Source organism: Novipirellula methanifontis (assembly GCF_052161655.1).
Classification (GTDB): Bacteria; Planctomycetota; Planctomycetia; order Pirellulales; family Pirellulaceae; genus Novipirellula.
This window is the reverse complement of sequence record NZ_CP197418.1, coordinates 7152836-7166763: the sequence shown is the minus strand read 5'-3', so window position 1 is coordinate 7166763 and position 13928 is coordinate 7152836. Positions and strand designations below refer to the sequence as shown.

Below are 13928 nucleotides of genomic sequence, written 5' to 3'. Positions count from 1 at the left end.
CGGGGGGAGTCGCTACGAGGTCAGTTTCGCCGTTCGCAAACGCAGCGCGTTTGCGATCACTGAAACGCTGCTCAGACTCATCGCTGCCGCCGCAATCATAGGACTCAGCAACAGTCCAAACACCGGATACAGTAGCCCCGCGGCGACGGGGATTCCCAATGCATTGTAAATGAATGCGAAGAACAGGTTTTGGCGAATGTTGCTCATCGTTTTGCGGCTTAGATTCAACGCCGCTGCGACGCCACGCAGGTCGCCACCGACCAGCGTCACGCCAGCCGACTCGATCGCGACACCCGTTCCCGTCCCCATTGCGATTCCTACATTGGATTCTGCTAGCGCCGGAGCGTCATTAATGCCATCGCCACACATCGCCACCACTTTGCCCTCGTTCTTCAGTTTGCGAACGAAGTCATGTTTGTCTTGCGGTGATACGCCGGCATGAAATTCGTCGATCCCCAGCTTTGCTGCCACCGCTTTGGCAGTCGGCTCGGCATCGCCAGTCAACATCACGACTTTCAGGCCAAGTTCATGAAGCGTCTTGAGTGCCGCGGGCGTGCTTTGTTTGATCGGATCCGTAATCGCCATGATCGCCACAAGCGACTGGTCGATCGAAACGAAAATTACCGTCGCTCCTTCGGATTGATGTGTTCCCGCGTTTGCGCGTCCGGAGTCGACATTGGCGACTCCCTGCTCGTCGAGCAGATCCGCTTTGCCGATCAACACGTCGTGATCCTCTACCCTGGCTCGCACTCCCCCACCGGTGATGCTGTTGAAATCGATTGCCGTGGCCGTGTTTACTTGATCCGTTTTTGCACGACGCACCACCGCCTGGGCCAATGGGTGTTCGCTTTGGTTTTCCACCGCCGCGGCGAGCCGCAGAACGTCAGGTTCCTTCCACTGCCCAAACGTCTCCACCGCGGTCACTTCCGGACGCCCCTGGGTTAACGTTCCCGTTTTGTCAACAACAATCGTGTCGACCTTTTCCATCACCTCCAGGACTTCCGCATTCTTGATCAACACCCCCTCTTTCGCTCCGCGGCCAACGCCAACCATCACCGACATGGGCGTTGCCAAGCCTAGCGCACAAGGGCAGGCAATAATCAGCACCGCGACGGCCGCAACAAACGCATGTGCCAACTGCGGCTCGGGTCCCCACACCGCCCAGGCAACAAAGGCGATGATCGAGCAGGCAATCACGGCCGGCACAAAGTAGCGAGCGACCACATCGACCAGTTTTTGAATCGGTGCTCGGCTGCGTTGTGCATCGGCGACCATTTGGACGATACGGCTCAGCACAGTGTCACCGCCCACGCCCACTGCTTCCATCACCAGGGCACCGGTTTGGTTCAATGTCCCTCCTGTAATTTCGTCGCCCTCCATTTTTTTTACCGGGATCGGCTCGCCCGTCAGCATCGACTCGTCCACGCTGCTGCTGCCGCTGACAACCCTGCCATCAACTGGCACCTTTTCGCCCGGACGAACTCGCAGTTGATCGCCTTTGTGGACCGAGTTGAGAGCAACTTCTTCCTCGCCTTCATCCGTAATCCGGTGAGCTGTTTCGGGTGCTAGTTGCAGCAATTCACGAATGGCACCTCCGGTTTGCTGACGTGCACGCAGTTCCAAGACCTGGCCTAACAGCACCAGCGTGATGATCACTGCGGCGGCTTCGAAGTACAGCGGCGGCACACCGTTTTCAAAGAATGCCTCGGGAATCAAGTTTGGCAGCACCACCACAACAAAACTGAAAAAGTACGCCGCCAAGGTTCCCACGGCAATCAGCGAAAACATGTTCAGATTCATGCTGCGGAACGACTTCGCTCCACGAACCAACAGCGGCCATCCGCACCAAAAAACGACGGGCGTGGCGAGCAATAGTTGCAGCCAGGCGGCGGCACTAGTCGACAAGAAATTGGTCAACCGCAGTCCGACCATCGGTCCCATTGCGATCAACAGTAACGGTACCGACAACACCACGCCGACCCAGAACCGTTGTTTCATGTCGGCGTACTGTTCATCGTCACCGGAATCGGCCATATCGATGAACTTCGGCTCCAGATCCATCCCACAGATCGGGCAATCCCCCGGCCCCATCTGTTCGATCTCCGGATGCATCGGGCAAGTGTAGATTGCTTTCTCGTCTACAGCCGCATTGCTCACATTGGCAGCCGAACTACCTCCTTGCGACTTCCCGCCACAACAAGAATGCTCTCCGCTTCCCATCTCCAGTTTGTTTTTCTCCCCCTGTTTCTTTTCCGCCTCCTTCTTTACGCGTGCGATTAGCACGCCAGCGGGGTCAGCTTCGAACTTTTGTTGGCAGCCCGCACTGCAAAAGTAGTACGTTTGGCCTTCGTACTGACTTTCCAGTGCTTTTCCGGGGCTAACGGTCATGCCGCAAACGGGGTCGATTGCGGTAATTTGATTTGTTGACATAGTGGACATCCTGGCAATCTCCTCAGCCACGTGCAGATTCGCCATGCGAATGTGGTACACGAAGGATTTGACGGTAATTTTAACATTTTAGGGGATACCCTGTACTGGTATGCAACTTGCATTCCAATTCGAGCTGAATTCGTTTGCTTTCGTGATTTGCTTGGGGATCGAGCGTCCTGGGGTCGTGACGCTATCGATCGAGAGAGAGTCGTCTGAAAAAAACGACGTCATCGAGAATATCAGTGATGCTGGAACGCAAACTCAGTTGCTGAAACGACCTGGTCTTTGTCCGCAAAAAGTCGAGTAGAATCCGATAAAGCGAATGGCGAGCCTCCAACGCGGAGCCTCGCCCCTGTAACGTACGACGCCTTCTCGTACATAACCACGTTGCACGACGCAGGCTAACTGTGGATTTGACCGTTGAAAAATCTGTCGCTGCGAAACTGCTCTGGGCACGTGAAGAAGGTTCGCCCGTTGCACCATCCACTGAAACACTTGCGGCCGAAATGGCCGCGATCGCACGCCGCCGCTGGAACTCCTACGAACGTCGAAACGCAAACATCGCCGACACGACAGAGAACCGCATCAATGATCTTGCCTGCGGCCTTGCCATTAAACTCGAACGCGGTGGTTGGCCGATGGTTGGCCCGCTGATCGCCGACTACACATGGCTTGCCGAACAAATCTCGCCGATACTTGCGGGCGATAATTGATGGAGACCGTTCTGACGCTCCAACTTCGTGCAACATTTTTGCGTTTGGGGTCAGAGACCGACGCGTTTGATTCTTGACCTCAATTGCAAATGTCGCACGCGGATTTGACTGCGGTTGCTTGATCGGTTAGCGGAACCGAAGCAGTCCGTTGAGCGTTCGGATGATTCGACCGGCAAGCGATATTGGGGCGGCTTCGATGGTACTGATCGCACCCGACCCGGCCTTGAAGTGCAGGGAGACGGGCAGTTTGATTGCGGCACGAACCACGTACGAGGTGGTTGCCGGAGCTTGCTCTCGTGTTGCCTTGGCGTCATCCCAGCGAGGTGTGTTTAATTCGGGTGTCCATTCGGCTCGGGAAATGTCGGTGACGATTCCTGTAAAAACTTCGCCCGGATCGGACTGTAACGCAAGTTTTAGCTTTGAACCGAAGGCGATTCGCTGTACTTCGGATTGCGACATGACAATTTCGACATCCCAGTCGTTACCGTTGACAATCGACATTAATTCCGTGCCGGAGTGAAGATAACTTTCGCTGTTTTCAGCGTCCGTCGGATATCCCGACCAACTGACGAGCTGAAAAACGTCTTCATTTCCATAGGCCGCCGTTTCGGGGCGTCTTGTGCCCAGGATCAATTTTCCGCTTGCAGGGGCTCGAACAACCAACGCATCGCGTCGATCACGTCGCGTGTTGAGTTGCTCTTTTAAGTCAGCAAGCAACGCTTCGGCTGCCGGTAATTCGTCGGCTGCCTCCGGTGATTGAAAGCGACTTTGGCGAAGCGATTGAACCAACCCGGTTTGGATTTGTACTCGCCCCAAGGCTTTAACGTACTCGGATTCCACGTCGTGATTGACAAGCGTCGCGATCTTGTCGCCCTGGGCAATCGTGTCTCCAGGAACTGCCGCAAACGATTCCAAGATACCGGGCGTGGAAATGTAGACGGGCGTCTGTTTGCGTGGCGTGATGCGGGCCGTGGTTGAAATCGATGAGGGCATTGGCCACATCGCAACCACAGCCAAGAACGCGGCAATACAGACAAAACGAAGCAAACGAGTCATACGGACCTTTCCTCGTCGAGCGGGATTGCGGAGGAAACGGATTGGGATTTTTGAGATGCCGTAGATCATGCCAGCGATCGCCAACACACACAACACGCGGCCGACGGATTCGAGTCCGTATGGCCGAAGCATCAACGACACGAACCACAAAATTAACAGCGTTAGACTCCAGCGATAAACCGCCGCAGCCATCGCATAGACGACCATCCAAAATCGTCCACGAAGCGTAAGGATTTCGTACGGCATTTCGTCAACGCCTAGTAACACGCGGTTCAGATAAGCTGACAAAAGCCGTCGCGACCGTTCCGCCATGTTGGGCGTGTCGCACAGATCCGCAAGAACGTAGTAGCCGTCGTAACGAAGCAACGGATTGGCGTTAAACAAGATCGTGCTGACGCCACAGACAAGCATCACATTCATTGCCACCGAATGCACGACACCTTCGGCAGTGATAATCCAAATCCATGTCGCCGCTGCGGCCAACAGAACTTCCGTCGCAATGCCTGCTAATCCAACCGCTGCTCGCTGGAATCGGTTAGTCAACATCCAAGAGTCGGAGGTGTCGCAGTACAGTGCCGGAGTAAAGACCAACAGCATCGGCCCAATTTGATGGCACTCGCCGCCAAAGTGCTTGCACACAAACGCGTGCCCCAGTTCGTGCAAAATCTTGGTACCGCCAATCACCGCCGCCAAAATCAAGAGCGAATCGAGTCGAAGCCACACGCCGAGGGTCGGGAACTCGGCTGCGAAGTTGTCCCAGTGTGTGGTGAACGCGATCGCGGCGGAGACGCAAAGCAAGCCCGCAATTAGTAGCGATATCGGACTCAGCAGTGGACGAACGAAGGGGTAGCAACGGCGGAGAAACGGTTCTGGATCCACGCCTGGAAAACGGATGAACAACAAACTGCTGAGCTGTTGCAGATGTTTTTGTCGCTGTTCTTTTTTGCCACGTGCGGCAAGCCGGTCGCCTTGATACGCCGAATCCGATACCGTTAGCTCGCTTTGGTGAAAGCGGAATAGTAGCTGATTTAGTTCGCTATGAGAGACTTTTTGAGGATGATAGGTTTTCTCGTAATCGCGACGCAGGTCATCAAGGCTGCATCGACCGTCCAGACGTTTTAAGATGAAGTATTCGTCCGCTCGAAGTCGGTGATACTTCATCGATATCGGATCTTTTACTACATATGCGGACTCGTTCTTATGCAGCGTTTGCACCGCAATCAGATCCGCGCGAACGCGAACGCCGATGGCGTTGCTCGATGAACGGGTGATGTGCGACATGATGAAACGTGACGAAGTTTTGAAAAAGTCGGCTAGCGGACGTAGAACAAGATGTTGCGATTGACGAAGTCAAATACATCACTAAACCAACTGCGGAGCAATGAACGCTCGCCGCAATAGACACGTGCCGTAACATCCGCCCCTATACGCACGTCAAACGGATCGAAGACGTCCGCAGTGGATTGGGGATCGTTTATTCGTTGGACACTCGCGGTGGTGTCGATCACCGCTTGTTTACGTTCATCAATTCGTGCGGCTGTCGCGACGCTATGCAGTGTTGCGGCGTACGATCGGTCGGGCTGCGTTGCTACGACAAAGGTGACCGGCAACGACGAAGACTGCTCAAATGACTTCAGCATCGCACCAGCGTCGCGGTCGGGAATTTGAAGTTTCAATTCCCATGGGCCCGTTTCATCCACGACACTCAATAGTAAGTTGCCTCGTGATACGGGACGGCGAGAAAGGCGTTGCTCCAATTGCCATCCGACCACCGTTCCATCAATCGGACTTTTTACAATTAAGTCCTCTTGCTGGGATTCAAGGATGGCTTGTTGTGCACGCAGATTAGCCAGTTCGGTGTCAAGCTGTTGCTGTTCAACCGCCATGCGGTCCGACGGGTTTTGTTTGGCATCGCCACTGAGTCGAACCGCTTTGATCGACGCCAGACGTTGGAGCGTGGTTTGGATTTGGCCCGAGATGGTTTCGCTGTTGCGCTGTAGATCGGCGTTTTCGAGCTCCAACAGGGGCAAGTTCGCTGTCACTGATTGACCATCGACGACATGCAGCGTTTTGACAACACCATCGACCGATGCAAAGACTTGGCGGCGTTGAGTCGGTTCGAGCGAACCTGTGGCGATCACATAATGATCTACAGGAATGACCATTGATGCGATGGCAAATAGGACGATCGAAGCCACTGCCGCTGCTAACCAGACCCATTTCCCAGTGCGTTTGAGTCGGCCAATCGATTTCCAAATCGTTAACGCAAAAATGCTCTCGTGTTCCATCGCGTTGTGCAGCGCCACGGCGGACTCGCTCACCACGATTTGCATGACTGGGGTGATGTCGCTTGGTCCTTCACCGCTGTAGTATTCCGCCAACAAGACGCCGACGAGCTCGCCGCTATTTTGGAAGGGATCGTTGATGAGATCGTCGGACGAAGCGTCATCGGAATCCTCGTCTGTGATTCGCAATGGCAACAGGGCTACTGTGGTCGTTCCGCATTGATCAAGGTATTCATCCAGCGGAGCCTGGATTTGCGGAGGCAACATTTCCGATTGTGGAAGCATCACCGGGCCTGACAAGACGACTGCACGCTCGACCAATCGTTCGATACTGCGAGTCGAGTTGCTGCGTTTGTCGACGACGGCAACTCCGCTGACGGCGGTGACTTTGAACCTTTTGCCACGACGAGTGAGCACGACGACGCGGTCGCAGCCAATCAAACGTCGTGTTTCGTTGGCAATGGAATATGCGGTTCGGTGGACCGATAGACTGCGATGCAGCTGCAATAAAGTTCCTCGGGGCGTCGCCGACTCGCCGCCGCTACGATCGGTGCTTTTGATAGCTGTCGCTTTGTTTGGATTTACGATCGCCGCGCTAGCCGATTCCTTGGCGGGCACGTTGTCCGAGGAACCGGCCCACGTGTTACCGTTCGCATCGATTTCGCCAACGGATTGAACGTAGGAATTCAATCGGCGAAGGGTTTCGAGTTGTTCTGCAGCGGTGGGGCGATTGCTAATGCGATTGACGAGCAAGACCGCAAGCCGGTGAGGCGCCGACATTAATTCAACCCGGAAACCGCGGACCGAAAACGATGTATCGTTCGGATCGGTTTCGGTGGCGGAGGAACTATCGTTTGACGCGGATTCGCTTAAACTTGGCGGGGGCGTGGCAGACGGATCGATCAAGGCGATTTCGCTTGCGATCGGCGTCGAGGTGGCCATTTCCAAGTTCTGGCGAATCGAACCGCGATGGATTTGGCTTCCGAGTTCCTCATCCGCAACAAGCATCATCGGGTGCTCGTGATCGAGTGCAACGATGGCGACGATCCCAACCGCAAATTCACTTTGCAGGTGCTGAGCCAGTTGGCGAATGAATTCGTTGCGGTCGGAGCAGCGTTTTGCGATCGACGTCAACAGCGACTTTGGGTCACTGCTGGCAAGGGGATCATCCTGAAGCGTCGAGCGCTGATGAATGTTGCTGGTGGAAGGAGCGTTCAACACAATGCCTAATCGCGGTGCTTATTTAACGGTGCTTACTTAACGGTGCCTGCCTAATCTGGGACGACCGGATTGCGTCGTCGTCCGTGTCGCGTTGCAAAATCCGAGGCTAGTTCACGAAAACGGTCCAGGCGGTTTTGCCGCTGTCAAATTCAACAAACTTGCGGGACATCGTGTGAATTGGGGAGGTCACGCCGTCTGTGAGCCGTTGCTATATTGTAACGGTTGTAGGGGCATTGCGTATTGAGCGACGGAGCCAGTCTGCCGTCCATCCTGCATCGCAGCCCGGGGCAAAATAGCGAAGCGAGTGCGAGAGCGAATCTGCTTGGGGCTTGGTGAACGCGATGGCATAACATCTAATTGCACTCAAAACGATCACAACCATTTTGGAACGCAGGGCTTATGTTTTTTCTGGATGTGCTGTCACGGTTTGCCCATGTGGGCACCGCAATCACGATGGTCGGCGGTACGATGTTTTTGTTGTTTGTGCTGCTGCCCTCTTCGATGAAGATCGAGGAACCGTCGCGAGCATCGCTAGGCTTGGCGGTTTTGGGACGCTGGAAGCGTTTTGTCCATTTCGGGATTCTGTTGTTACTCGCTAGCGGAATTTACAACTACGTCCGTGCGATTCCTGGGCACAAGGGCGACGGGCTCTACCACGGCATGGTTGGGACCAAGATGATTCTCGCTGTGGTGGTGTTTTTTATCGCTTCGGTGTTGGTCGGTCGCAGTCCCAAATTTGAGGGCATGCGAAACAATCGAGCGAAATGGCTGAAAATCGTTGTCCTGCTAGCCTGCGTGATTGTCGCCATTTCAGCGTTTTTGAAGGTGCGTGGTCTCCCCAGCTAGGTCGGTCAAACGATTCAGTGATCCACATTGTGTTTTTCGACTGACAATTTGAGATATCGCGTCCCGTTGGTCACCTTGCGATCGTATCAGCGTACAATCGGTGCGGCCTCGGCACGCGTTTTTCGCGATAAATGCCACTTGCCCCCTCGCAAATCTTACCTCTCTCCTTCCATCTCAGGATTTATCGATGCAAATGATGTCGTTTCGCGCGAGTTTGTCCCTAGCCTTCACGTTTGTCTTTGGCTTCTCCGCCACCAATGCCGAGGATTGGTTGCAGTGGCGAGGCGCGGACCGCGCCAATCACTCCTCCGAAACCGGCTTGTTTGAATCGTGGGGCAAAAATGGTCCAACGCTGAAGTGGATGGCCGAAGGAATCGGCGACGGTTACGCCAGCGTTTCGGTTGCCGGAAATCGAATCTATACAACGGGAAATTTTGAAGACAGTCAATCGGCTGTCGCTATCGATGCAACCACAGGCGACCTCCATTGGAAGCAAGCGATTGCAAGTGGTCCGCCAAAGCATGGTTACGAGGGAAGTCGTACAACGCCCACGATTGATGGCGGTCGCCTGTACATGGTCAGCAGTGATGGTCACATCGTTTGTCTAAACGCAAACGATGGCTCCGAAGTTTGGAGTCGTGACTTCAAGGATTGGAATGGGAAGATGATGAGCGGTTGGGGGTTCAGTGAATCGCCGCTCGTTGATGGAGATCGAGTTATCTGTACTCCCGGAGGAAAGTCGGGATTGTTGGTCGCACTGAACAAAACCAATGGTGAAGAAGTCTGGGCGTGCACGCTCTCAGGTGATGAACTTGGTACCGACGGAAAGGATGTGAAGGATGGCGCTGGCTATTCTTCACCCATTATTTCAAACGGTGGTGGTGTAAAACAGTACGTTCAATTGGTAGGTCGTGGCTTGATTGGTGTTCGCGCGGCGGATGGGAAATTGTTGTGGCAATACAATCGTGTCGCTAACACCACCGCAAATATTCCCACGGCACTCGTTGACGGCGACTTTGTCTTTACTAGCACCGGCTACGGCACGGGGTCGGCACTGCTAAAGCTGACGCCCGATGGAAAAGGTGGCGTTAAAGCAAACGAACAGTACTGGCTCGATGGGAACAAGCTTCAGAACAAACATGGAGGTATGACGCTGGTTGATGGCTACATCTATTGCGGACATGGCAATGGCAATGGGCTGCCCGTCTGTGTAAAAATGGCGACTGGCGAAATTGCTTGGGGACCCGAACGTGCTGAAGGTAAGGGAGAGACAAGTCTGATCTACGCCGACGGTCATGTTCTCTATCGCCGCGAAGACGGCACGATCATCCTGACGAATGCAACGCCTAAGAAGTTCGACGTGCTCAGCGTTGTTAAGCCAGAGTACCAGAAGGGAAAGAGTTGGGCGCATCCGGTCATCGCGGGCGGCAATCTCTACCTCCGCGAACAGGGTAAATTAATGTGTTACAAGCTCAAGTAACAGTCGTTTAAAAACGCAGAGCATTGCGTTGCCAACCTTGCGAAGCCGAACTTGAATTCGGCTTCGAGTCGGTTGTATCCCGCTCCTCCGACTGGAAGTCGAACTGTGTACTTTAAGCGAATGAGTTTTTGCCGTTCGCTATTCCGAAACGTTGCAAGTAAGTGTCCAGTAGATCAAATCAGCATTCTGTCGATTAATCAAAAATTCACTGATATTTTCTTGCGAATCGTGGTGGGATAATGTGCCCTAAACAAGGTGTTTAGGTGGTAGTCGCAATGTTGATAGCGACTCTTCTTTGTGGCCAATTCGCCAGCCCAATCACGATTGGAATGTCTCTGCCCTCGTGAAATCGCCAGTGTTGCTGGGAATATAGGAAGCCGTCTTCCCTAACGAGTAGTTTCTTAGCGGGTTACCGGGGAGCTGAACGTGCAAACGCCTGTCCTATGCATGGGAAGGGCGTTGCCAAGTTGCAGCCGCATGATTTGGGGCCGAGAAACGGACTGCTGTAAGTGTGAACAGGTGGCTGGCAGAACCCCATTTGGATCGCCCTTGATTACCGGCACAGCATTTGTGTATGGTGAGGATCTAGTCTGACGGTTCAGTCGTTTCCCGCAGGAAACCGAACTCGTCTTTTGCTCTATTCACGATGACTCATGGTCATTCGGAACGATTATCTGAATCAACGTATTGCTGAATGATGATTTGCGGCGACCGGTAAGCTCCTTTGACTTTGTAATGCTTACCAAAACCCTTGTCATTTTTTCAATCGATGAGCCATGTGATTCGCTCCCGGTCTAATTTTTGTCTCGATTTCCATTCGTCTTGATTTCTATCATTTCGGAAACCAAAGCTGTTTAAAAAATGGAGGGTTCATGTACGGGACTCTGCTGGTTAGTGGCGGTGCACTCGCGTTGTCAGCGGTTGGGATTGCTGAGTCGCTTTGGCATCAACGTAATCTCTCGAAAATTCCAATTAGGATTCATGTCAATGGGACTCGAGGTAAATCAAGTGTAACTCGGTTGATTGCAGCAGGTTTGCGTGCGGGCGGAATACGCACATGCGCAAAAACCACGGGCACCGTTCCTCGCATGATTTTTCCCGATGGCAGTGAAGCATCGGTCTTCCGTCCTTCGCGAGCCAACATCATGGAGCAGCGACGTGTGGTTCACGCGGCGGTGCGTTTACGCGCCGAGGCCCTTGTGATTGAGTGCATGGCACTTCAGCCTCAACTGCAATCCATCTGCGAATTGAAATTGGTCCAATCCACTCATGGGGTGATCACCAACGCTCGTGCCGATCACCTCGACGTGATGGGGCCTGATGTTGTCGGCGTCGCCAAGGCATTGTGTGGCACGGTTCCCGTCGCTGGAACCGTTTATACGGCCGAGCAACGTCTGGAAACATTGCAAGTCATTTCTAACGCAGCGAAAGATCGCAAATCCGAGATGGTTACGATCCTGGACGATGCTGTCAGTGAAGTGACTTGCGAGGAATTAGCAGGATTCTCGCACATTGAGCATCCCGATAACGTGGCACTTTCATTGCAAATTTGTCGTGATCTTGGCGTCCAGCGGCATGTTGCTCTGCAAGGAATGTGGGCTGCGGATGCGGATCCCGGGGTAATGCGATTGTTCCGAGTGGCTGAGCAGGACCAGGAAATGGTCTTTGTAAATGCCTTCGCTGCGAACGATCCCGAGTCGACCGGGCATAGTTGGAACACGCTGGTGCAACGCTATGAGGGGGTCGAGCGACGAATCGCCCTCTTTAATTGTCGCGAGGATCGAGTGGATCGATCGCTGCAGTTAGCCGAAGCGTGCATGCGTTGGCATCCAGCGGATCATTACGTTCTTTCGGGGACGGGAACCGAAGTTTTCGCACGACGCGTGATCCAGAGTGGATTGTCGCGAGACCGCTTGACGTGTGCCGAATCACAACCGGCGGCACATTTAGTCAATCTGCTGCGAGGCCAATCGGGACGATCCTCGATGGTAATGGGGATGGGCAACATCGCTGGGCCGGGGATGGATCTGCTGGATTATTTTCGCAAGGCGGATCAGATGCAACGCCTTCCTTTCGCAGATCACATTCCAGTCGGAGCGGCATAATGAGTTTAATGGATATCGACATCACGTTGCTTGCCATTGCGATTGGCTTACTAGTCAGTCTCGTCGTGACGGAACTGATCGGGCTCAGCGTGGGCGGCATGATTGTGCCGGGATACATTGCACTTTCCTTGCACCAACCGATTGCGGTGCTGTTGACGATCATCGCGGCGATGATCACGTGGGGGCTCGTCCGGCTCGTTTCACGTTGGGCCATTCTGTTTGGTCGTCGACGTGTTGTATTAACGGTGATGTTCGGATTTGCGGTCGGCATGACGATTCGTTTGATCGCGAACTCGCTATCGGCGGTTCCTGGAGCAGTCGACGAGGTCGTCAGTCCAATCGTAATGATTGGATTCATCATCCCCGGTTTGATCGCGTTGTGGTTTGAACGCCAGGGCTTTATCGAAACCTTGTCGCCGATGATGTCCTCTGCGGTTCTCGTACGTTTGACATTGATTCTTGTTGGGGTGGAGGCAATTGCATGAGCGAGTCGGGTGACAACATCAAGAAAGATAAGACACCATTTCAGGTCATGTATTGGCGCCCCAGGCGGTTGTCACGCGCTGGGCTGTGGGCTGGCATGATCGTTTCACTTTCGGGAATGGCACTGGTCCATTTTTGGCCCTCGAATGTGGCGCCCGAGCATCAGGAACGATTGTTGGCTGCGGCGACAAAAGCCGAGTCTGCAATGCAAGTGATCGCCCAGGCACAGCAACAGCAAGGGCATCGGTTGGTTGCGAAACTGGACCCGCAAGGATCACATCTGATTGGTCCTTCGATGTCGCTTGTGACCAGTAAGCTTGGGTCACTCGAGTCAAAGCAAACGTCGATCAATCCGAACTTTGCTGCCGTTGTCGTTAAATGGTTTGAAGAGGCAGGCGTTAAGCCAGGGGATCGCGTTGCCATTGGTGCAAGTGGATCTTGGCCTGCGTTGAATATTGCGGTGTACGCGGCCGCCGAGACGCTACAACTAAAGCCGACCATCATTCTGTCAGCGGCATCGAGCCAATATGGTGCGAATGGGCCTGACATGATGTGGGTTGATATGGAGAAGCATTTGCATCAGGCGGAGCTGATTTCGTTTCGTGCTCAAGCGGGAACCTATGGCGGGCTTTACGATCGTGCATCGGGAATGCCTGAGCAAACGCGTGCGTTGCTGTCGGGGGCGATGGAACGCAACGGAATTCCGATGCTTGCGTCGACCGGTTTGCGAGCCTTGATTGACGAACGCATGGCGTTCTATGAAACGGAAATCAAGGGAGACACCTATGCGGCTTATGTCAACGTCGGGGGCGGATCGGCATCGATTGGCGGCAGCGAGGGCAACGAGCGTTTCGCGGCGGGAGTACACATGCGGGCTCCCGGTGAGGGACCGCTGCCGAACTGTATTGCCACTCGAATGCTGGCGAAAAACGTGCCAGTAATCAACGTGGTCGACGCTAAATTTATTGCAGATCAGTACGCAATGCCGATTGCACCTGTGGACCATCCATCGATCGGACAAGGTGACGTCTTTGGTAAGCGTGTCTATCGACGCTCGTTAGCAGGCATCGTGATGGGACTGACTTGGTTGATGATGGCAACTATCGTTGCACCTGGAATCATTCTTCATCCGCTACGATCGTGGCGGGCATGGCGAAAGCCATCGGATGATTCCCAATCAACGTCGTCGATGCCAGAGCACGTTGAGTTGATGGTCTGATTGACTGACAATTTGGCCTCGGTCGTCCCCCCCTACTCAAGAGAGGACGATGTGAGCCGCTTGTGCTGTCGTGTGAAAGCTTTGTGAAGC

10 protein-coding genes are annotated in these 13928 nt (G+C 53.9%); 7 read left to right on the top strand and 3 right to left on the bottom strand.

Going from position 1 to position 13928, the window contains the following annotated elements; genetic code table 11:
- Positions 1 to 12: 12 nt before the first annotated feature.
- A complete protein-coding gene (locus SH528x_RS25985; protein WP_442506357.1) occupies positions 13 to 2430 on the bottom strand; it encodes a heavy metal translocating P-type ATPase in 2418 nt (805 codons plus the stop codon).
- 109 nt (positions 2431 to 2539) lie between these two features.
- Between SH528x_RS25985 and SH528x_RS25980 the strand changes: the two genes are divergently transcribed.
- Together SH528x_RS25980 and SH528x_RS25975 are read left to right on the top strand one after the other, a co-directional pair.
- Positions 2540 to 2737 (top strand): hypothetical protein, encoded by a 198-nt coding sequence (locus tag SH528x_RS25980; RefSeq protein ID WP_442506356.1) that lies wholly within the window; start codon positions 2540 to 2542, stop codon positions 2735 to 2737.
- Between the two features lie 100 nt (positions 2738 to 2837).
- Positions 2838 to 3143: a hypothetical protein gene (locus tag SH528x_RS25975; RefSeq protein ID WP_442506355.1), complete on the top strand. Its 306-nt coding sequence runs from the start codon at positions 2838 to 2840 to the stop codon at positions 3141 to 3143.
- A 126-nt stretch (positions 3144 to 3269) separates the two neighbouring features.
- Here the strand turns inward: SH528x_RS25975 and SH528x_RS25970 are convergent, their stop codons facing one another.
- Positions 3270 to 5480: a peptidase M50 gene (locus SH528x_RS25970; RefSeq protein ID WP_442506354.1), complete on the bottom strand. Its 2211-nt coding sequence runs from the start codon at positions 5478 to 5480 to the stop codon at positions 3270 to 3272.
- A 32-nt stretch (positions 5481 to 5512) separates the two neighbouring features.
- Positions 5513 to 7702 (bottom strand): efflux RND transporter periplasmic adaptor subunit, encoded by a 2190-nt coding sequence (locus tag SH528x_RS25965; protein ID WP_442506353.1) that lies wholly within the window; start codon positions 7700 to 7702, stop codon positions 5513 to 5515.
- 402 nt (positions 7703 to 8104) lie between these two features.
- Between SH528x_RS25965 and SH528x_RS25960 the strand changes: the two genes are divergently transcribed.
- The 5 genes from SH528x_RS25960 (at position 8105) to pgsW (ending at position 13838) form a co-directional block, all read left to right on the top strand.
- On the top strand, positions 8105 to 8551 hold the full coding sequence (locus SH528x_RS25960) for a hypothetical protein (RefSeq protein WP_442506352.1): 447 nt from the start codon (positions 8105 to 8107) through the stop codon (positions 8549 to 8551).
- A gap of 187 nt (positions 8552 to 8738) precedes the next feature.
- Positions 8739 to 10031, top strand: coding sequence for a PQQ-binding-like beta-propeller repeat protein (locus tag SH528x_RS25955; RefSeq protein WP_442506351.1), 1293 nt, complete (start codon positions 8739 to 8741; stop codon positions 10029 to 10031).
- A gap of 872 nt (positions 10032 to 10903) precedes the next feature.
- Positions 10904 to 12136: a poly-gamma-glutamate synthase PgsB gene (gene pgsB, locus SH528x_RS25950; RefSeq protein WP_442506350.1), complete on the top strand. Its 1233-nt coding sequence runs from the start codon at positions 10904 to 10906 to the stop codon at positions 12134 to 12136.
- The gene (gene pgsC / locus SH528x_RS25945; protein WP_442506349.1) at positions 12136 to 12621 is read left to right on the top strand and encodes a poly-gamma-glutamate biosynthesis protein PgsC; all 486 of its coding nucleotides are present in this window, start codon (positions 12136 to 12138) and stop codon (positions 12619 to 12621) included. The genes pgsB and pgsC overlap by 1 nt, the downstream gene beginning before the upstream one ends.
- On the top strand, positions 12618 to 13838 hold the full coding sequence (gene pgsW, locus SH528x_RS25940) for a poly-gamma-glutamate system protein (RefSeq protein ID WP_442506348.1): 1221 nt from the start codon (positions 12618 to 12620) through the stop codon (positions 13836 to 13838). The genes pgsC and pgsW overlap by 4 nt, the downstream gene beginning before the upstream one ends.
- Positions 13839 to 13928 lie beyond the last annotated feature (90 nt).